Here is a 19338-nt window from a genome sequence, read left to right as displayed (position 1 = left end):
CTGGTTATCGCGGCGCTTCCTACCTTCGAAACATGACTTCCACAATTTCTGACACCACGTCCAGCACCGACCGGGTTTCGGTTGCCCGCGAGATCGGTGAAACCTTGCGTCTCGAGGTCCCTGAGCGGGACCGCACCGGCGAAATCTCGGTCGCCGCGTTCGATCGATTGCGGGCGAGCGGTCTGTCCGCGGCGCTCGTGCCGGTCGAGTTCGGCGGTGGGGGCGCCTCCCATCGGGAGATGGGGGAGATCCTGCGTGAACTCGGCAGGCACGATCCGTCGACGGCGGTCGCGGTCGCGATGCATTCGCACCTGGTGGCTGCGCAGGTGTGGCGGCACAACCATGGGGTGGACACTTCGGCGGTGTTCGCGAAGGTGGCGGGCGGGGCGATTCTGGTCAGCACCGGTGCCTCGGATTGGGTCGATTCCAACGGTCAGGCCGTGCGCGTCGAGGGTGGGTACAGGGTGAGTGCGCGGAAGGCGCCCGCGAGTGGTTGTGAGGTGGGGGACGTGCTCGTCACCAGTGTCCGCTGCGACGGTGAGGTGCTGCATTTCGCGATCCCGTTGGCCGCCGAGGGCGTGAGCATCGACAAGACCTGGGATTCGTTCGGTTTGCGGGCGAGCGGGTCGCACACGGTCGTGCTCGACGAGGTGTTCGTGCCCGATGCCGCGATCTCGATGACCCGCCCGGCGGGTCCGTGGCCGCCGGTGCTGAATGTAGTGATCGGCGCGGCTCTTCCCTTGGTGCTGGCCGCCTATCTCGGTGTCGCGGACGCGGCTGTCGAGCTCACCGCGCGTCTGCTGGAAGGCCGTTCCGACGCCCACACTGTCCAGTCGGCCGGCGAAATGCTCAACGCCTACACCACCGCCGAGGACCTCGTGGCCGCCATGTTCACCGCTTCGGAGAACCTGAGTTTCCCCAACACCGACGCCTACGCCGCCCGCACCCTCAGCCGCAAAACCGTGGCGGCCGACGCGCTCATCACCACTGTCCGCCTGGCGATCGAAACCACCGGCGGCGCAGGCTATTCCCGTGCCTGCGACCTGGAACGCCTCTACCGCGACATCCACGGCTGCCAATTCCACCCGCTGCCTCGCGCCAAGCAGACCCGCTTCAGCGGCCGAGTTCTGTTGGGGCACAGTCCACTCGACTGAGCGGCAAGGGGTCATCCACGCCGGGTGACCCCTTGTCTACTGGTACAGGTGGGCGGTGACGGTCGGGTCGTTGGCCAAGACGAAGTCGACGACATCCCAGAACTCCGGGAGGCGGGGGTGGGCCAAGCCGTCCGCGCGCGAGAGCACCACTCCGTGGACGTCGTCGGCGGATCCGTCCAGACAGGCTTGGACCAGGGTCGCCGCCGGGTACGGATTGTTCTGGACCGGGCCGACACGGCAACCGAAAGTCACATGATCGTCGGCGGATTCGGTGTCCCAGGTTCCCAAGATGACGTCGATCCAGGTGTCATGGGCTTGGTCGGTGTGGTGGTAGCTGTTGGCGAAGTACGCCGCGTAGCCGATTCCGTCGCGGGTGACCATGTTCCAGGTGCGCTCGATCGGCTCTTCGCAGCAGGGGCATTCGTACCGGGCGAACTGTCGTTCATCCAGATCCGCCGCGAGTTCGGTCGGATTCATGTCAGACCGCAGATCACCACGACCGGACGCCACTCCAGCATCCGGACCTCGGGTGTGCCGGCGAATTCTGTCGCCCTGACCCTCAATCGATCTTGGTTCACCGCCACATGATCCGCTACAGCGGTGAAAATCTCCTACTCGAGCGAACTTTCACGTGGCTCAATCACCGGGTGATGTCGTGACGACGTCTGTTCCAACCCGACGGGCGGTTCCGGAACGGAAGGACGACCATGATCGACAACGACCCGTCTACGGGGACCGGAGGGTTCGGCGAGATCCTCGTCAGCTCGCGCTCCCTGCACGAGTACCGGGCGATGTTCGCGCTCACCGACGACGATCTCGAGCGCCGAATTCTGGACTGCCCGGGCGGTGCGGCCGGATTCGCCGCCGAGGTCAGCCGACGCGGCGGTGATGTAACCGCTTGCGACGTAGCCTATTTCGACGGTGGTATCGACCGGGTGGCCGCGACTGCGGTCGCCGAAGCCGACCGCGGCAACAGATACGTCCGCGAGCACGCCGACGCCTACCGATGGACCTTCTTCGCCGACCCCGACGAACACCACCGTGCCCGCCGCGAGTCAGCAGAACACTTCGCCACCCACACCCGCACCTCGCCCCACCGCTACATCCCAGGCCGCCTGCCCACACTCCCGTTCGCCGACAACACCTTCGACCTGGCCCTGAGCTCCCATCTTCTCTTCAGCTACGCCGACGACCTCGACTACACCTTCCACCACCGATCCATCATCGAACTCGCACGCGTCGCCACCACCGAGATCCGCCTGTTTCCCTTGACGCCCATCGGTTCGTCGGAGCGGTACCCGCAGCTCGACCAGTTGCTCGCCGATCTGTCCGAATCGGGTATCAGCAGCCGGATCGCGGAGGTCGACTACGAATTTCAGGCGGGCGCCAACGAGATGCTGGTCTGCCAGGTGCCGAGGTAGTCGGCGGGCTCGTCGACGGCTGCGGAGTCATCGCTGTGTTGTGATGGCTTGCAGGACCGTGCCGAACAGGTCTGCGGGTACGACGCCGGGTTCGGTGAATTCCTCGATCGACAGCCCGCTGTTGAGTGCCAGCACCAGGACCGCGGTCGTGGCGGGGTCGACCTCGGTTCCGAGGTCCAGTCGCTGGACCGCCGCCGCGATCGCGGCGCGGACGGTACGGCGGTGCTGCACGAATCGCTCGCGGACCGACTCGTCTCGGAGAGCGCGCAGCCAGTATTCGGTGAACAGCAGCTGCCAGTCGCGGTTGTCGAGCATGCCCTGCATCAGCAGATCGCCGATCGCTGTGATCGTGGGTCGGGTGGCGGCGGCGTCGGCCAGCGCGGTGACCGCCTCGATCCGTCGACTGATCTGCTGGTCGAGCAGCGCGAAGAACAAGTCGTCTTTGGAACCGAAGTTGGAGTAGACGGCGCCTTTGGTGAATCCGGCGACGTCGGCGATCGCGTCGATCGTGGTGCCGACGAACCCTTTGCCTGCGAACTCGGACAGGGCCGCGGCCAGGACTCTCTCCCGTACTTCAGCGCGCGGGGTGCGGATTCGGGGGTTGACTGTGGTCACCATGCTGACGATACTCGCCAGTATCCAAATTTCAATACTCGCCAGTATCGAAGGGTTCTGATGTCGCACTATTCGCTCGTCATCCGCAACGGCACCGTGTTCGACGGTGCGGGGTCGGCACCCGTTCGCACTGATATCGGCGTGCGTGAAGGCAAGATCGTCGCGCTCGGGACCATCGAGTCGGGGACCGCCGAGCGCGAGATCGACGCCACCGGCAAATGGGTGATCCCCGGCATGCTCGATGTACACACCCACTACGACGCCGAGGTCCTGGGATCGCCGGGCCTGGGTGAGAGCGTGCGGCACGGGGTCACCTCGGTCGTGCTCGGCAATTGCTCGCTCTCGACTGTCTACGCCGACGCCGACGACTGCGCCGACCTGTTCGCCCGCGTCGAGGCGTTGCCCTGGGACGCGGTGCATTCCGCGGTCAAGCAGCACAAGACCTGGACCGATCCCCAGTCCTACGTCGATGCCATCAACGCGCTGCCGCTCGGTTGCAATGTCGCCGGATTTCTCGGGCACTCCGATATCCGTGCCGCGGTCATGGGTTTGGATCGCGCGACTTCCCCCGGTGTCGTACCCACCGACGCCGAGCTGGCACGGATGAAAGCAATGCTGACCGCCGCCCTCGATGCCGGATTCGTCGGTCTTTCCACGATCCGCAGCTCGTTCTCCAAGCTGGAGGGGACCCGATGGCCCGCACGGTTGCTGCCCTCGACCTATGCCAGCTGGCGCGAATTCGGTGCGCTCAACGCGCTGCTGCGCGCGCGTGGCCGAATCCATCAGAGCACACCCAATCTCGCCAAACGCTCGGAGATGGCACGCTACTTCGCCCAGAGCATGGGCCGAAAGCGCAAGCCGCTCAAGACCACCATCATCAGCGCCGCCGACGTCAAGGCCGACCGCACCGTGGTGCGCATGGCGATCGCCGCGGCGAAGATCGTCAACAAACTCGGCGGTGACGGGTTCCGCTGGCAGCACCTACCGGTCCCGTTCGAGGTCTACGCCGACGGTATCGACGTGGTCGTGTTCGAGGAATTCGGTGCCGGTGCAGCGGCTTTGAACATTCGTGATGTCATCGCCCGCGGCGAACTGCTGGACGATGAAACCTTCCGAGAGCGCTTCCGCAAGGAGATGACGGCGAGCGGCTTCAAGGTGTGGCATCGCGACCTGCACGATGCCGAGATCGTGGCCTGCCCCGACGTCTCGGTAGTGGGAAAGTCGTTCGGCTCGGTCGCGGTCGAGCGGGGCCTCTCCCCGGTCGACGCGCTGCTGGATCTGGCGGTGGCGTACGGCACGGACCTGCGCTGGCGCACCACCATCGCCAATGACCGCGACGACGTTCTCGATCGACTCCAGCAATCGGCCCAAGTGCAGGTCGGGTTCGCCGATTCCGGCGCCCACCTGCGCAATATGGCCTTCTACAACTTCGGGGTCCGGATGCTCGAGCGGGTACACACCCGCAAATTCATGCCCCTCGAGACCGCGGTGCATCGCCTCACCGGCGAGTTGGCCGACTGGTACGGGCTCGACGCCGGACACCTCGACCTCGGGTCGCGCGCTGATATCGCGATCATCGACCCCGCCGGCTTCGACGGTTCCAGTGCCGCCTACGCCGAATCGCCCATGCCCGGCCTCGACGGGGTCGACCGCATGGTCAACCGCAACGACCGCGCCGTCGCGGCCACCATCGTGGCCGGACACGTGCTCTACGAATACGGTGTTTTCGCCCAAGGATTCGGCACCACAGTGCACGCCGGGCAGTTCCTGCCGGCCGAGTAACAGCCCAAGCCCGGCCGCCTCTCCATCGGACGAGCCGCAACCAGCGCTGTTACTCGACGGCCACCATGTACGTGCCCATCATTCGTGCTTCAGCGCAGCGGCTCGTCCGGGTACCCGGTTCGCTGATTGTGGTGCTCCAGCAGCTTCGACAGCAGGCCGGTCAACTGCTGCCGTTCCGCGGGGGAGAGTGGGTCGAGGAGTTCTTCTTGGCTGTGGGCGAGTTGCTTTTCCAGGCGGCGGAGTTGGCGTTTGCCCGGGGTGGTGAGGGTGATGACGTTGCGGCGGCGGTCGGTGGGGTCGGGGGCGCGGTCGACGAGGTCGTGGTCGGCGAGTTCGTTGATGGTGGCGACGATGTCGCTGACGTGGATGCCGCTGCGGCGACCCAGGGTGGCTTGGCTGGCTGGGCCGAATTCGTCGAGGGTGGCCAGGATCCGGTAGTGGTAACCGCGGGCGTCGGCGGCCGCGAAACCATCGCTGACCAGGCGGTGGGCGTGGTTCGCTGTTTGGGTGAGTAGCCAGGTGGGCAGGTTTTTCCACCTGGCTGGGGACGGCTCGGGTGGGTGTTCCATGTGACAACTCTAACAAATCGTTTGTGCGACCAACGATCGCGATATCGTTGGTCGCACAAACATTAGTCGCCCGAACATTGGGCAGACGAAGGAGTTGAGAGCATGATCGAGCCGTTCCGCGTCGACATCCCCCAGGCCGATATCGACGACCTCAACGACCGCCTCGCCCGCACCCGCTGGCCCAACGAGCTCGCTGACGCCGGCTGGGACTACGGCTTCCCGCTGGCGCGGCTGAAGGCGCTCGCCGAATACTGGCGCACCGGCTACGACTGGCGAGCGCATGAGACGAAACTCAACGAACTCGCGCACTTCACCACCGAAATCGACGGCCAGAACATCCATTTCGTCCATGTCCGCTCGCCGAAGCCGGACGCGCTCGCCCTGATCCTCACCCACGGCTGGCCCGGCTCGTTCCTGGAATTCCTCGACGTGATCGAACCGCTGTCGCGCGACTTCCACCTGGTGATCCCGTCCATTCCGGGCTACGGCTTCTCCGGGCCGACCCACGAGCGCGGCTGGGACATCGTCCGAGTGGCACGCGCGTGGGCCGAGTTGATGCGGCGGCTGGGCTACGCGCGTTACGGCGCCCAAGGGGGTGACTTCGGCTCGGGCATCTCCCAGTCACTCGCAGCAGTGGCACCGGGCAACGTTGTCGGCGTCCACGTCAACTACCTGCCGACCCGCCCGAACCCGGACGTCGAACTCTCCGACGCCGACGAAGCACGACTCGACAAGATCAAACACTTGATGGCGAATCGACCGCCCTACCAGGCGCTCCAGGCCGTCACCCCGCAGACCATCGGCTACGCGCTCACCGACTCGCCCGTCGGCCAGCTCGCCTGGATCGCCGAACGTTTCGCGCAATGGACAGACCCACGCTCACCGATCAGCGACGACCGGATGCTCACCGACGTCTCCCTGTACTGGCTCACCGCCACCGCGGCGTCCTCGGCACGCCTGCACCGGGAATCGGCGCGGGGGAGCGAGCCGTGCCCGGTGCCTCTCGGCGTCGCCGTCTTCGCCCATGACATCACCCAGTCGGTGCGCCCGCTGGCCGAGCAGCTCTACGACATCAGGCACTGGTCGGAATTCGACCGGGGCGGTCACTTCGCCGCGATGGAGGTTCCCGACCTGCTCGCCGCCGATATCCGAGAGTTCTTCCTGAACGGCATCAAGGAGGGCTGACATCGCTCAGCGGCTGTCGCGCGGTGTGGGCCGCCAGAACACACCGAGCAGCAGCGTCGCAGAGACGACGCCGAGCACGACCGAGATCATCAGCGGCGCTGCGCCGTCCATCGCGATGCCGGCCAGGTGATCAACCGACCAGCGACCCGGCCCGAGAGTGGCGACGGCGACGGCCATCGCGGCGAGGACAGCGGTGTACTCCCAGCCCTGGCCGGGCCGGAAGATGAAGAACCCGTTGCCCCGGTGTGCGGTGACCAAGGCGACCGTCATGGTCGAAACGACCGCGGCTGCGGCGAAAGGAGTGAGCAGCCCGACGATGAGCAGCAGGCCGGCCGCGTTCTCGGTCACCGTGGCGAGCACCGCGTGCACCATCCCCGGACGAAGACCCATCGAGGCGAACCAGCCCGCCGTGCCGGTGAGCTTGCCGTCACCCCAAGCGTGATTGATGCCGTGAGCGAGGACGACGGTGCCGAGGGTGAGCCGGAGAACGAGGGCGGCGGCGTCGACGGAATTCATGCCGCCTGCTTCTTCGCGACACTCACCGCGGGTTCCCGCACAGCTGGTTGCCACCCGGGCGGGGCGAAGACGTAGCCGAGCCGGTCACGCCAGCGGCTCGCACGGCGAACGTCGCGGACGATGTTGGCGTACTCGTGATACTGCAGGCGCAGCACGTTGTAGGTGCCGACCGGGGTGGTGAGACCGTAAGTGGGAGTGTGCAGTTCCGCCTGGAAGGTGCCGAACATGCGGTCCCAGATGATCAGGATGCCGCCGTAGTTGCGGTCCAGGTATTCCGGGTCGCTGCCGTGATGGACGCGATGGTGGGACGGGGTGTTGAACACGAATTCGAGCGGGCGCCACATCTTGTCGATCGTCTCGGTGTGGGTGAAGAACTGGTAGATCAGATTGAAGGCGAAGGCCACATAGATCGTCCACGGTGCGAAGCCCAGCAGGGGTAGCGGCGCCCAGAAGATCGCCTCCGACCAGGGGTTCCACTTCTGTCGCAGCGCGGTGCCGAGGTTGAAGTACTCACTCGAGTGATGCGCCTGATGCGCGGCCCAGCCGATACGGACACGGTGGGAGAACCGGTGATTGCAGTACCAGGCGATATCGACGACCACCATCAACAACGGCCAGTACCACCAGGAGCCGGTGGGCAACTTCCAGGGCGCCAGCTCGGCGTAGAGGATCACGAACACGATCAGCGTCGCCAGCTTGAACAGTGCCATCGCGCCCATCGCACCGAAACCCATCGTGATGCTGGTACGCGAGTCGATGGGCGAGTAGGCCCGCGGTGTGTCCTCGGCGTCCGCGTGGCGCAGACTCAGCGCTTCGATGGCGATGAAGACGAGGAAGAACGGAACTGCGTAGACCAAAGGGTTGTTGATGTGGTCCCAGAACGCGGACAGCAAGCCGACTCCTCTTATTGACGTATGAGTAATTTACAAAATAGTAAATTCACTGTCAACGTCTGTCCATCGGTCGCCTCGCCACTTCTGTCCGGAGCTAGAGCTGGACCGGCTCCCCGACGCGAAGACGGTGATACACGCCGGGCAGAATCGCGCTCATCTGATCGGTCAGCGTCAGCCCCACATCGTTGAGGTCGCCGTCGTGGATCGGGACGATCACCCGCGGGCGCAGTGCGGCGACGTAGTCGACGGCGTCGGCGAACCGCATCCACGGTCCGCTCACCGGCAGGAACAACACCTCGATATCGATGCCGTCGGGCAGCGCCGGGAACGCGTCACCGGGATGGAGCATGCGTCCGTCGATCACGTAGGCGAGGTTCACCGGCGAGGGCAGTGTGTCGTGCACCTCGGCGTGCACGCCGGCGATCGCCTCGACAGCCATCCCCGCAGCCTCGAAAGCGCGACTGTCTGTCACGACGTCGATCTGGTCGGCCGAAGTTCCGGCCGCGGCCAGACCGTCGGCGACATCCCTGGGAGCCCAGACGCGACTGCGCGGGTCGGCGGCCAGGGCTGACGCCACCAGCGCGGTATTCACGTGGTCGGGGTGGTCGTGTGTGATCAGGAATGCGGCGACATCGTCGAAGGCGGCGGCGGGGGCGAGCACCCCGGGGTCGATGACCAGCGACAGGCCGTCACGTTCGAGTCGTAGAGCGGAGTGTCCGAAGGAAGTGACCGCGATCTGTGGCATGCGCTTCTCCTGATCTGTCGGTGATCGTAGGAAGAACTTCTGTCCGCGGCAGTCGCTGCGCTGTGGCCACCCGCTCGTGCTTCCCTTCGCCGGGCCCGCTCCCGGCGATATTACCTCGAAGTAATATCGCCGCGGCGTAGCGCGCCTTGCCTGTCGGGCAGCGAAGATCCAGGCGAAAACATGACACCCGTTGTCAAGGTTGTGGTCGACGATGGGAATCGCCGATCGACACATCGCCCCACAGATAAGGGATCGCCTTGCGTGAAACTCCAGAAGACCTCGCAGCACTTCAGGCGCTTCTCGACGCCTCGCTCACCAGCGCCACATCACACTTGCGATCGATCATCGACGCCGAGAACACAATGACCGCAGCCGAACTCACCCAGACCCTCACCGGTATGTGCACCCTCGCGCTGTCCACCGTGACGGCGAAGGGCGAACCGCGGATCAGCGCGGTAGACGGACATTTCCTGCACGGACAATGGCACTTCGGCACGGCGCGCACTGCCGCGAAGGCGCGCCACCTCGCGGCCAGGCCCGCAGCCAGCGTCGCGCACTTGCGCGGTGAGAACTTGGGCGTGTTCACCCACGGCACGGTCGAGATCCTCAACCCGCTGGGCGGCGCGCCCGGCGCGGGCTGGCCGGAGCTACTGGCGTACTTCCAGGACTTCTACGGCGGCGACGCCTTCGACTGGGACAACGAGGTGGTCTACTACCGCCTGCGTCCACACTGGATGACGGTCTACGCGCCCGATGTCGCGAGGCTCGCTCCCTGATCGTCTGTGCACGGCCGAAAACTCCCTCTTGCGCTATACGTATACATCTACTTATAGTGAGAGCACGCAATGTACGTATACATCTACGTACAACCTTCGTAGCCTAGGAGTACAGATGCCTACTTTCCAGACGCCGCAGCCGGTCGCCGTCGCCGTCGACGTGCCCTGTGGTGACGTCACCGTGGTCGCCTCCGATCGCACCGACACTGTTGTCGAGGTCCGCCCGGTCGACACCTCCAGCAAGGCCGATGTCCGTGCCGCCGAACAGATTCGGGTCGAGTTCGCCGCCGGCAAGCTCACGGTCGAGGCTCCGAAGAAGTGGAATTCCTTCACCCCGTTCGGTGGCAACCCGTCGGTCTCGGTGACCGTCGAAGTGCCGAGCGGCTCCGCACTCGACGCGACCCTCGCGATGGGTCGACTGGTGAGCGTCGGCGAATTCGACCAGTGCGATCTCGAAGTGTCCGCCGGTGACATCGTGGTCGAGCGCCCGAGCGGTTCGGTCAGCGCGAAGACCGCCAAGGGCAACATCCGCGTCGACGAGGCCGCGCGGGGGGTGCTGCGACTGGACACTTCGATGGGCGACCTCGAGGTCGGCATCCGGCCGGGCAGTGCGGCGCGGCTGGAGGTCAACGCGCTGCACGGCAGTGTGCAGAACCGGATGGAACCCGTCGACCAGTCGAAGACGAGCGGGGAGGCCGTTCAGGTTTTCGCGCGCAACCTCTACGGCAACGTCATCGTCGGCCACGGAACCCTCGTATAGACCGAGGGTTTCGACGCTGGTGTGCCCGAAGCCGTTCGCGTGCCGCCTCGCCGTCCTCGCAGCGACCGCATCCCGATCGGTGGGAGTGGGTCATCGGGTGAAAGCGCCCGCGTCTGCTGCGAGGGTGGCGCTGGTGGCCGCGAGGTCGGGCAGGTGGGGATCGTGTGGGCTGCGTAACAGGACCAGGTGGTGGTAGATCGGTGCGGTCGCGGCGATCAGGAGGGCTCGTGCGTCGACGCCGGATGCCAGCTCGCCGCGACCGATCGCACGCTCGACGATGATCTCGGACTGGGTGTAGCGGTCATCCCAGAGGCGCCGCAGTGCTCGGGCCGCGTCCTCGGATCGGAACGACGCGGCGATCAGCGCCATCGCGAGCGAGGGCTCCGCGGTGAACGAATCCTGGATCTCGTGGTTGAGCGCGGCGAGGTCACCGCGCAGGGAGCCGGTGTCGCGGGGGTGCCACTCCTGGCCGCTCGCCGCGTCGAAGAGGTCGGCGAGCAGGCCTCCGACGTCTTGCCAGCGGCGATACACCGTCGCGCGGTGCACGCCCGCACGAGCCGCGACCGCGTCCATGCTCAGTGCGTCGTAACCATGTTCGGCCAGCTCGGCGGTGACGGCGTCGAGCACCTGGGTTCGGATGCGCGCGGTGCGGCCACCCGGGCGGGGGCGCGTCGGGGGAGCGGGCTCGGAAGCAGTCGATGCGGATCTCATTGTCGGCAAACCGATCGCTTGACGGGACAGTGCCACCGTCGTAGCTTAGTGCGACAGATGTCGTATTAGGAAGCCTTGGTGTTCGACGTCCACCGCCACCGGACAGCCCACGCGCCGAAGGAGTTCCGCTGTGCCGCACGATCGCACGCCTGTTCCCGCCGACCCGACCGTGCTGCACCCCATGCCCGAGCAGCCCCGGGTTGTGCTGTTGAAGCCGCTGATCACCTCACCGCTCATCGAGGTCGGCGAGTACTCCTACTACGACGATCCCGACGACCCGACCGCCTTCGAAACCCGCAACGTCCTCTACCACTACGGTCCGGAGAAACTGATCATCGGGAAGTTCTGCGCCCTGGGCACCGGAACGCGGTTCATCATGAACGGCGCCAACCACCGCATGGACGGCCCGTCGACTTTCCCGTTCCCCACCATGGGCGGTTCCTGGTCGGACCACTTCGACCTGCTCACCGGCCTGCCGGGCCGAGGCGACACCGTCGTGGGCAACGACGTCTGGTTCGGCAACGGCGCGACGGTGATGCCCGGCGTGCGGATCGGCCACGGCGCCATCATCAGCACAGGCTCCGTCGTCACCGGCGATGTCCCCGACTACGGCATCGTCGGCGGAAATCCCGCCCGCCTCATCCGAACCCGCTTCGACGACCGCGACATCGCCCGCCTGCTGGCAGTCGCGTGGTGGGACTGGCCGGCCGAGCACATCACCGCACACGTGCCGGCGATCATGTCCGGCAGCATCGACGACCTCGAAGCCGCCGCCGAATCCTCGAAGTGAGTGAAATGCCCTCTCACCCAGCCCATATCGCGATGATCGGCACCCCCATCGTCAGCCACGTCCTGCCGAGCCTGGAGCTGATCCGTGAGCTGGTGACTCGCGGCCACCGCGTCACCTACGCCAACGACCCGGCCGTCGCGGACCTGATCACCGAAGCCGGCGCCGAGCTGATCGCGTGCACCTCGATGCTGCCGGTGGCCGACAACACCTGGCCCGAAGACCCTGTCGCGGTGATGAATCTGTTCCTCGGCAATGCCCAGCTCGCACTGCCTCAGCTGCGCACGGCCTACGACCACGACCCCGCGGATCTCTATCTCTACGACATCGGCGCCTACGCCGGACGCGCCCTCGCTGAAACTCAGGGCCGCCGCATGATCCAGCTCTCGCCGACTTTCGTGGCGTGGAAGGGCTACGAACACGAAGTCGCGGCACCGTTGCGGCAGCTGCCGGGCGCCCACGCCTACCAGGCGAGGTTCGCGCGCTGGCTCGCCGACTGCGGCGCCGCGACCACCGATGTCGACGACTTCTCCGGCGTGCCCGATCAGGCGCTGGCGCTGATTCCCCGAGCGATGCAACCGCACGCCGACCGAGTCGATTCCGACACAGTGACTTTCGTCGGCCCCTGCTTCGACACCCGCCCGTCAGCGGGCTGGGACCGCCCCGCCCACGCCGAGAAGGTCCTGCTGATCTCCCTGGGCTCGGCATACACCCGCCAACCCGAGTTCTACCGCCAGTGCCTGCAGGCCTTCGGCGACCTCCCCGGCTGGCACGTCGTTCTGCAGATCGGCAAACACACCGACCCGAGCGAGCTCGGCGACATCGCCCCCAATGTCGAAGTGCACTCCTGGGTTCCCCAGCGGGCGATCCTGCAACGCGCCGACGCCTTCGTCACCCACGCCGGCATGGGCGGCTGCGGCGAGGGACTGCTGGCGGGTGTCCCGATGATCGCCGTGCCCCAGGGCGCCGAGCAGTTCATGAACGCGGACCGGCTCGTCGAACTGGGCGTTGCCCGCCGCATCGACACCGCGGACGCCACCGCCGCGAACCTCCGCCAGGCTCTGCACGACGTGATCACAGACCCGCGAGTCGCTCGCCGCTGCGCTCGACTGCGTGCCGACGCACACGCCGAAGGCGGGACGATGCGCGCGGCCGACCTCATCGAAAAGCTGCTGGGCTGAATCAGGTCCAGACGTAGCGTTGCGGATCCATGCGGTGCCATGCGCGGTTCATTGTGGCGTAGGCGGCCCGGCGGTAGTGCGTCCATGTGTACCCGCCGGCGCGCAGCGCGCGGTGGTGGCCGACCCACACCAGGAGCATCACGGCGAGGAACAGGACACGGTGGACGAGCATGGTGCAGCGGTAGCGGGTGCGGGATCGGTTGTGGAGCAGCACCGCGAGTCGCTCACATTGCAACCGCACATGGGGCACCTCGTCAACGAGGATCTGCGCGCAGACCGCGCGCAGGACCGGTGAGCCGGTAGCCCGACGGATCGCGTTGTAATAGACCATCGCCAGAACTTCGACCATGACCACGGGGGTGGTCCAGACTTCGATGTCGGTGATGCTGTACCGAAGTCTGCGAAAGAGTGTGTCGCCCCAATCGGCGTGTCGCCGTGGAATTCCCGCATCGTCCAAGATCCGACCCAGCAGCGCGCCGTGGCGCTGTTCCTCGCGGATGAACAGGTCGATGACATCGCGATACGCGGGATCGTCGGTGGCAGTGGCAAATCGGTCAGCGGACGCCGCCAGATGCCGCCCATCCGACGTTTCGCCGAGCTGCCAGGCCTGCAGCGACCGGCGAAGGGGTGCCATCTCGGCGGGAGATGCCCCGACCCCGTTCGATTGCCACGGAATCTCGCGCTGCCGGAGCGCATTCTGCTGGAAATAGGCGAGCCATTCCTCGGTGGAACGCACTCTTCGGCCACCTGCCCCGTGACCGATCGCTGATGTCGCGTTTTTCGATTCCCGCACAGCGTCCCCCTCTGCTCGCCTCCAGTCGTACCCGAAGCGGGAGTCGGCCGCCAGCGGACCCGGCGCGCGACCGACGCCGAGTCACCAGGAAGGTCAACTTCCGGTGACTCGGCGCCGGGTGTCCGCCTGGGTTACTTCCAGGACGGCAAGCAGCCGGCCGCGCGCAGGCGGGAGGCGAAGCCGGTGTCGACGCTGCTGCTCGATCCGGTGGCGGAGCCCGTCGTGGCTCCGGTGAACGCGGCGGCGAGTTCGCCACCGAGCCCGGCACCGATGGAGCACCCGAGCAGATTGAGGTCGATGGTGATGATCTCGTTGGGCTCCGCGGGGTTGTCGGCAGCGTTGGCCGGTCCGGCGAGGCAGGCGATGGTGGCGGCGACGGCTACCGCGACGGCACCGGCTGTGACAGAACGCATTTTTCTCCTGGCAGTTGATTCGGCGAAATTCCGGCGCCGATCAGCCAGTGGACGACAGTCGGCACCGCGGCAGTACGGCCCGACCGGTCACGGCGGGGCGACTCCCCTGACCGAACTACCCATCACATCCACTGTCGAAAACCCCGATCGTCGACAGGCGCAGTGAGACATCCCTCGCGTTGTGCGCAGCGGAATTTCGTGGCCGACGCGCACCTGTGCCCCGTGGTGTCGACCCTGTGAACTGGGATGATTCACCGTCGACGGCGTAGCAAGAACGCGATTTCCTCAGTGCGGGTGAGCCGTTGGCCGTACATGGTCGGCAGGGGCACGCGCAGCGCGAGCGAGAGCCCGCGACAGCTCGGTACGGTCGCATTCATGGAGTGGAGCTTTCAATCGGCCGAACAACTCGCCTCCGCGCTGCGGGCGCGTGCGGTGTCATCAGTGGAACTGACCGACGAGGCGATCGGCCATATCGAACGTGACGACAAGGCGATCAACGCGATCTGTGTGCGCGACTTCGACCGTGCGAGAGAAGCCGCACACCGTGCCGACCAGGCACGCGCCCGCGGTGCCGACAGCGCACTGCTCGGCATTCCGGTGACGGTCAAAGAGTCCTACAACATCGCGGGGCTTCCCACGACCTGGGGCATGCCGCAATTCGCGGACTACTCTCCGCCCGAGGACGCGGTGCAGGTGTCGCGGCTCGCCGCTGCGGGCGCGGTGATGCTCGGCAAGACCAATGTGCCGTTGGGGCTGCAAGATGTGCAGAGCTTCAACGAGATCTACGGCACCACCAACAACCCGTGGGATCACGCGCGCACCCCCGGTGGATCCTCCGGCGGGTCCGCGGCGGCACTGGCCTCCGGATTCGGTGCACTGTCCATCGGGTCCGACATCGGCGGTTCGCTGCGCACCCCTGCGCATTTCTGCGGGATCTACGCGCACAAGCCGACACTCGGGCTGGCCGCGACTCGCGGCATGGTCGCACCACCCGCGACGGCGTTGCCGGTCGATCTCGACCTCGCGGTCGTCGGTCCGATGGCGCGTACGGCTCGTGACCTCACTCTGCTCCTCGACGTCATGGCCGGACCGGACCCGCTGACGAACGGTGTGGCATACGACTTGGCACTACCACCTTCGCGCCACGAGCGGCTCGCCGACTTCCGTGTCCTGGTCCTCGACGAGCATCCGCTCATCCCGACCGGGTCCGCGGTGCGCGCAGGTGTGAACCGGGTAGCCGACGCACTGGTCGAGGGTGGCGCCCAGGTGCGACGACACAGCTCACTGCTACCCGATCTCGCCGAAGCCGCGGCGGTCTACATGCAGTTGCTGTTCGCCGGCGCGGGCGCACGTTTTCCCGCCGACGCCTACGAGCAACTTCGGACCCGAGTCGCGCAGCTGAGCGCCGACGATCGCAGTCTGGTCGCGGTGCGCCAACGCGCGCTGGTGTTCAGCCACCGCGACTGGCTCGAAGCGAACAACAGCCGCGAACTCCACCGCGCCGGTTGGCGGCTACTGTTCGCCGAATTCGATGCCGTCGTGTGCCCGATCACGCCCACTCCCGCGTTCGCCCACGATCACGACCCCGACCTGCTGGGCCGCCGGCTCGACATCGACGGTGTGGATCACCCGTACCTCGACCAGCTCGTCTGGGCCGGTGTTGCCACGATGCCCGGCCTGCCCGCCACCGCCATCCCGGCGGGACGCTCACCCGAGGGCCTACCGGTCGGGGTGCAGCTGATCGGCCCGCAGTTCGAGGACCGCACCCCCCTGCGGCTTGCCGAACTGCTCGAACAGAAGATCGGCGGCTTCCAGGCACCGCGGTAGAGCCGTGGTGGCTGTCTCCTCAGTACCTATAGACGACAGATTCCGGATCGCTGTCGGCCACCTAACTTGGTGAACACAACGCGATTACGAGCATCGAGCCGCTACTGAACCGAGGAGAATCATGACCGCCTACGCCATAGCCAGATTGCAGGACGCCCCGCTGCACGAGGACATCGCCGACTACATCGAGCGCATTCCCGCCACCTTCGAGCCGTACGGGGGCCGCTTTCTCGTGCACGTGACACCGCACGAAGTGAAGGAGGGCAGCTGGAGCGGGGGCATCGTGATGATCGGCTTCCCGGGGATCGACCAGGCGCGCGCCTGGTGGGACTCACCGGCGTACCAGGAGATCGCGCCGTTGCGCTCGCGGCACATCGAGGGCGACATCATCCTGGTCGGCGGGGTCGCCGAGGACTACGACCCTGCCGCCACCGCCGAGGCCATGCGTGCCGCGCTGAGTGCCTGAGGTCCGAGCAGGCCCGCTGTGATCACCCTCCGGCGCGTGGAGCTGCGACGGCCAAGGCAGCCTGGAAGGCTCAGGATCCGGGGGCCGGCCAGGCGGCCGCGTCGGTGTTGCGCGATACCCGGCGGAGCAGAGTCGCGAGCGTCTGGCGCTCCTGCTCGTCGAGTCCCTCCAGCAGCCGATGGTCGCGTGCTACGCGGCTGGGCAGTTCGGTGTCGACGAGATCGCGCCCGGCGGCGGTCAGCTGCAGCAGCACCACGCGGCCGTCGCGCTCGAACGGCAGCCGTTCGACCAGTCCGATCTTGGTCAGCCGGTCGGCGTGTTTGGTGGTCGAAGCGCCGCTGGTCATGGTCCGCGCGGTCACCTCGCTGGCGCGCAGTGGGCGGCCGGCGCGGGCCAGGGCGCACAGGATGTCGAATTCGCCGCGGTTGACGCCCCTCGGTGCGAGCGCCCGGTCGAGCTGGTGCAGCGCCAGTGAACTGATCCGGTTGATCCGCCCGATCACCTCGATCGTGGAGGTGTCCACCTCGGGATAAGTCTCGGCCCATTCGGCTCGAACGCCGTCGACGAAGTCGGGGGAGGTGTCGCCCATGTGTTCATCCTAGCGATCGGTCTCACACTATTTCAGATATACTTTACTAGTAAAATATATTTAGGATGGCAGCATGCCTGCCGCGACTTCCGACCTACACAACCCGCCCACCGCCACCCGGCTGCGGCACTCCCGTGGCGCATTGGCGCACTCGGTCTCGGCATCCACCTGGCGGCGCGCGCTCGAAGTGCGGCCCGCCGACGCGACCGTGGCGGCTTCGTTACGCGTCGGGGCCGCCGCCGCGCTGGTCTTCGCCGGCTGTGGCCTGTTCGATCTGCGGCAGTACGTCGGCTTCGCGGTACTCGGTGCACTGGCCTCCGCGTTCGCGCGGCACGAGCCGATGGTCCGGGTCGCTGCCAAGGTGACGCTCGTCGGCGTGCTGGTTGTCGCTTTCGTCGCAGGTGGTGGTCTGCTCGCCCTCGCGCACGTGCCGATGTGGGCCGAGGTCGCGTTGATGTCGGTCGGTGCCGCGGTCGCGGCGATGTCGGTGTCGGCATTCCGGATCACCGGTCCAGGCCCGGTGATCCTCGTCTTCGCGGCCACCGCGGCGATCGGATACGTCACCGCCCCCGGCGATCTCGTCCACGTGTGCTCGGCCGCGGCGATCGGCGCCGCGGTGGGACTGCTCGCGCAGACGGCGCCCCTGCTGGTGCTGCCTCTGGGGCCCGCCCGGCTGGCCGTCGCGCGGGCGCTCTCGGCTGTCGCCGCGCTCGATCACGGTGGGTCCGTCCAACCGGCCCGCGTCGCGATCGCGCACGCTCGGGAGAAGGTGGCGCTCAGCGGCGTTCGGGGCGGGGATGCCAGGCACCGCCGTGACCTGATCGCCCTGCTCGATGAGGCGGAGACCGCGGTCGACGATTGGACAGCGGGGGACCGAACGCGACTGCTCGACGTGGTCGGGCACGAGGCAGAACTGCGCAAGATCAAGCGGCGCAGCATCATTTTCGACCGTGGCGCCGAAGTCGGGGTGTCCGCGTTGCCGCGGCCCGAGGGGTTTCTGGCGGCGGGCCTGTCCGGACTGCGCTCACGCGCGGTCCTCGGCAACGCGGCGCGCATCGCGCTCGCCTCGGCCTGCGCGGGGTGGTTCGCGGCGGCGGCCGGGCTCGCCAGTCCGCTGTGGGCGTCGATGGGTGCGATGGCCGCGATGCAGGGCGTCTCGTACGCGATGACCGTGCAGCGCGGCATCCAGCGACTGCTCGGCAATGTCGGCGGCGCGGTCATCGGGGCGCTGTTGATCGCGGCAGGCCTGGGGTACTGGGCGACGGCCGTGGTGATCGTAGTGTTCCAGGTGAGCGCCGAAGTGATGGCCGCCCGCAACTACGCGCTCACCTCGTTGGCGGTCACACCGATGGCGTTGCTGATGGTCGGCCTCGGGGTGCACCTCTCGCCCGAGATCGGCGTCAGCCGGATCGTGGACACCCTGATCGGCGTCACAATCGGCGTCGTCATCGCGGCCGTGACGATCAGCCGCTCGGATCTGCAGCATCTCCCTACCTCCGCAGCCATCGACACGAGGCAAGGCGCCACACGCGTTCGTCCCTGAGATCGGGGTGGCGAGCACAGCACTGGCGACAGTCTGAGCGCGCCGTTGCGGCAACGTGGGATCGGAGTTGAGCAGCACGCTGCCAGACACCGAATCCGATCAACCAACCGCTCGATCGTGATCATCCCGCGTCGCCGCGATGTAGGCGCCGCCAAGCATCAAGAGGCAGCCGAACAGCTGAAGCTGCGTGGGGTTTTCATCGAGGAAGAGCGCCGTCAACCCCAGCGCGCCGACCGGGCCGAGCATGAGGACGGCGGCATTCACTGTGCTGCTCAGCGCGTCGGCGGCGAACAGAACCCCGGCCATCGCCGCGACCATGACCGGCCGCCGAGACAGTGGACCGTCCCGACGACGTTCCCTGCGCGAGCAGCCACAGTGCGTGTACGGCCAGCGCACATCGGAAGAAGGTGGCAGTCGCGGGGGAGACCGCTGCAGTGCGATGAACACGCCCGGGGTGGCGATCCCGAGCGAACCCACCACCATCACCAGGCGCGGTCGTTTCCCGCTGAGACACGTCATGAAAGTGTCAGTGCGATGCGTCATGAGGATGTCAGTAGCTCCGTCTTGGGTTATAGAGCCGAATGTCGGAACATGCTGTTCTGCAATGTAGTT

At 66.7% G+C, this 19338-nt stretch carries 22 protein-coding genes; 11 read left to right on the top strand and 11 right to left on the bottom strand.

Features of this window, described 5'->3' with window-relative positions:
• Positions 1-32: 32 nt before the first annotated feature.
• Entirely contained in the window at positions 33-1154 is a 1122-nt protein-coding gene (locus ACFTS5_RS09765; RefSeq protein WP_378629351.1) for an acyl-CoA dehydrogenase family protein, read from the top strand.
• A 36-nt stretch (positions 1155-1190) separates the two neighbouring features.
• Here the strand turns inward: ACFTS5_RS09765 and ACFTS5_RS09760 are convergent, their stop codons facing one another.
• The gene (locus ACFTS5_RS09760) at positions 1191-1631 is read right to left on the bottom strand and encodes a hypothetical protein (RefSeq protein ID WP_378629350.1); all 441 of its coding nucleotides are present in this window, start codon (positions 1629-1631) and stop codon (positions 1191-1193) included.
• A gap of 230 nt (positions 1632-1861) precedes the next feature.
• Here ACFTS5_RS09760 and ACFTS5_RS09755 point away from each other — a divergent pair, with 230 nt between their 5' ends.
• Positions 1862-2575, top strand: coding sequence for a hypothetical protein (locus tag ACFTS5_RS09755; protein WP_378629348.1), 714 nt, complete (start codon positions 1862-1864; stop codon positions 2573-2575).
• A gap of 27 nt (positions 2576-2602) precedes the next feature.
• Here the strand turns inward: ACFTS5_RS09755 and ACFTS5_RS09750 are convergent, their stop codons facing one another.
• Complete coding sequence (locus ACFTS5_RS09750; RefSeq protein ID WP_378629347.1) at positions 2603-3190, bottom strand: TetR/AcrR family transcriptional regulator; 588 nt, start codon at positions 3188-3190, stop codon at positions 2603-2605.
• A 60-nt stretch (positions 3191-3250) separates the two neighbouring features.
• On the opposite strand from ACFTS5_RS09750, the gene ACFTS5_RS09745 reads away from it, so the two are divergent.
• Positions 3251-4972: an amidohydrolase family protein gene (locus ACFTS5_RS09745; RefSeq protein ID WP_378629344.1), complete on the top strand. Its 1722-nt coding sequence runs from the start codon at positions 3251-3253 to the stop codon at positions 4970-4972.
• Positions 4973-5061: 89 nt separating this feature from the next.
• Here the strand turns inward: ACFTS5_RS09745 and ACFTS5_RS09740 are convergent, their stop codons facing one another.
• Positions 5062-5541, bottom strand: coding sequence for a MarR family winged helix-turn-helix transcriptional regulator (locus ACFTS5_RS09740; RefSeq protein WP_378629341.1), 480 nt, complete (start codon positions 5539-5541; stop codon positions 5062-5064).
• A 102-nt stretch (positions 5542-5643) separates the two neighbouring features.
• Here ACFTS5_RS09740 and ACFTS5_RS09735 point away from each other — a divergent pair, with 102 nt between their 5' ends.
• Positions 5644-6726, top strand: coding sequence for an epoxide hydrolase family protein (locus ACFTS5_RS09735; RefSeq protein WP_378629339.1), 1083 nt, complete (start codon positions 5644-5646; stop codon positions 6724-6726).
• A 6-nt stretch (positions 6727-6732) separates the two neighbouring features.
• Here the strand turns inward: ACFTS5_RS09735 and ACFTS5_RS09730 are convergent, their stop codons facing one another.
• From ACFTS5_RS09730 to ACFTS5_RS09720, 3 genes are all read right to left on the bottom strand, one after another.
• Positions 6733-7242 carry a DoxX family protein gene (locus ACFTS5_RS09730; protein ID WP_378629337.1) on the bottom strand — a complete coding sequence of 170 codons (510 nt, stop codon included), beginning with the start codon at positions 7240-7242 and terminating at the stop codon, positions 6733-6735.
• Positions 7239-8135, bottom strand: a complete 897-nt coding sequence (locus tag ACFTS5_RS09725) for a sterol desaturase family protein (RefSeq protein WP_378629335.1) — start codon at positions 8133-8135, stop codon at positions 7239-7241. The genes ACFTS5_RS09730 and ACFTS5_RS09725 overlap by 4 nt, the downstream gene beginning before the upstream one ends.
• A gap of 94 nt (positions 8136-8229) precedes the next feature.
• Positions 8230-8880 carry an MBL fold metallo-hydrolase gene (locus ACFTS5_RS09720; protein ID WP_378629332.1) on the bottom strand — a complete coding sequence of 217 codons (651 nt, stop codon included), beginning with the start codon at positions 8878-8880 and terminating at the stop codon, positions 8230-8232.
• Positions 8881-9137: 257 nt separating this feature from the next.
• On the opposite strand from ACFTS5_RS09720, the gene ACFTS5_RS09715 reads away from it, so the two are divergent.
• Both ACFTS5_RS09715 and ACFTS5_RS09710 read left to right on the top strand, forming a co-directional pair.
• Positions 9138-9656, top strand: coding sequence for a pyridoxamine 5'-phosphate oxidase family protein (locus ACFTS5_RS09715; RefSeq protein ID WP_378629329.1), 519 nt, complete (start codon positions 9138-9140; stop codon positions 9654-9656).
• Between the two features lie 115 nt (positions 9657-9771).
• On the top strand, positions 9772-10416 hold the full coding sequence (locus ACFTS5_RS09710; protein ID WP_378629326.1) for a DUF4097 family beta strand repeat-containing protein: 645 nt from the start codon (positions 9772-9774) through the stop codon (positions 10414-10416).
• Between the two features lie 90 nt (positions 10417-10506).
• Here the strand turns inward: ACFTS5_RS09710 and ACFTS5_RS09705 are convergent, their stop codons facing one another.
• Positions 10507-11127 (bottom strand): TetR/AcrR family transcriptional regulator, encoded by a 621-nt coding sequence (locus ACFTS5_RS09705; protein ID WP_378629324.1) that lies wholly within the window; start codon positions 11125-11127, stop codon positions 10507-10509.
• A 181-nt stretch (positions 11128-11308) separates the two neighbouring features.
• Between ACFTS5_RS09705 and ACFTS5_RS09700 the strand changes: the two genes are divergently transcribed.
• Positions 11309-11917 (top strand): CatB-related O-acetyltransferase, encoded by a 609-nt coding sequence (locus ACFTS5_RS09700; RefSeq protein WP_378630021.1) that lies wholly within the window; start codon positions 11309-11311, stop codon positions 11915-11917.
• 5 nt (positions 11918-11922) lie between these two features.
• Complete coding sequence (locus ACFTS5_RS09695) at positions 11923-13095, top strand: macrolide family glycosyltransferase (RefSeq protein WP_378629321.1); 1173 nt, start codon at positions 11923-11925, stop codon at positions 13093-13095.
• Between the two features lies 1 nt (position 13096).
• Here the strand turns inward: ACFTS5_RS09695 and ACFTS5_RS09690 are convergent, their stop codons facing one another.
• Both ACFTS5_RS09690 and ACFTS5_RS09685 read right to left on the bottom strand, forming a co-directional pair.
• Positions 13097-13831, bottom strand: coding sequence for a ferritin-like domain-containing protein (locus ACFTS5_RS09690; protein ID WP_378629320.1), 735 nt, complete (start codon positions 13829-13831; stop codon positions 13097-13099).
• A gap of 188 nt (positions 13832-14019) precedes the next feature.
• Complete coding sequence (locus ACFTS5_RS09685; protein ID WP_378629317.1) at positions 14020-14301, bottom strand: hypothetical protein; 282 nt, start codon at positions 14299-14301, stop codon at positions 14020-14022.
• 375 nt (positions 14302-14676) lie between these two features.
• On the opposite strand from ACFTS5_RS09685, the gene ACFTS5_RS09680 reads away from it, so the two are divergent.
• Positions 14677-16128 carry an amidase gene (locus ACFTS5_RS09680; protein WP_378629316.1) on the top strand — a complete coding sequence of 484 codons (1452 nt, stop codon included), beginning with the start codon at positions 14677-14679 and terminating at the stop codon, positions 16126-16128.
• Positions 16129-16249: 121 nt separating this feature from the next.
• Positions 16250-16594, top strand: a complete 345-nt coding sequence (locus tag ACFTS5_RS09675; protein ID WP_378629313.1) for a DUF1330 domain-containing protein — start codon at positions 16250-16252, stop codon at positions 16592-16594.
• A gap of 70 nt (positions 16595-16664) precedes the next feature.
• Here ACFTS5_RS09675 and ACFTS5_RS09670 read toward each other — a convergent pair whose 3' ends face one another.
• Positions 16665-17183: a MarR family winged helix-turn-helix transcriptional regulator gene (locus ACFTS5_RS09670; RefSeq protein ID WP_378629312.1), complete on the bottom strand. Its 519-nt coding sequence runs from the start codon at positions 17181-17183 to the stop codon at positions 16665-16667.
• Between the two features lie 73 nt (positions 17184-17256).
• On the opposite strand from ACFTS5_RS09670, the gene ACFTS5_RS09665 reads away from it, so the two are divergent.
• Positions 17257-18726, top strand: a complete 1470-nt coding sequence (locus ACFTS5_RS09665) for an FUSC family protein (protein WP_378629310.1) — start codon at positions 17257-17259, stop codon at positions 18724-18726.
• A gap of 99 nt (positions 18727-18825) precedes the next feature.
• On the opposite strand, the gene ACFTS5_RS09660 is transcribed toward ACFTS5_RS09665, so the two are convergent.
• Positions 18826-19269: a hypothetical protein gene (locus ACFTS5_RS09660; protein WP_378629309.1), complete on the bottom strand. Its 444-nt coding sequence runs from the start codon at positions 19267-19269 to the stop codon at positions 18826-18828.
• Between the last annotated feature and the right edge of the window lie 69 nt (positions 19270-19338).

This window comes from Nocardia sp. NPDC056952, from assembly GCF_042674185.1.
Classification (GTDB): Bacteria; Actinomycetota; Actinomycetes; order Mycobacteriales; family Mycobacteriaceae; genus Nocardia.
Note: the sequence above shows the minus strand (reverse complement) of the source record. Positions and strands in the feature narration are given on the sequence as shown.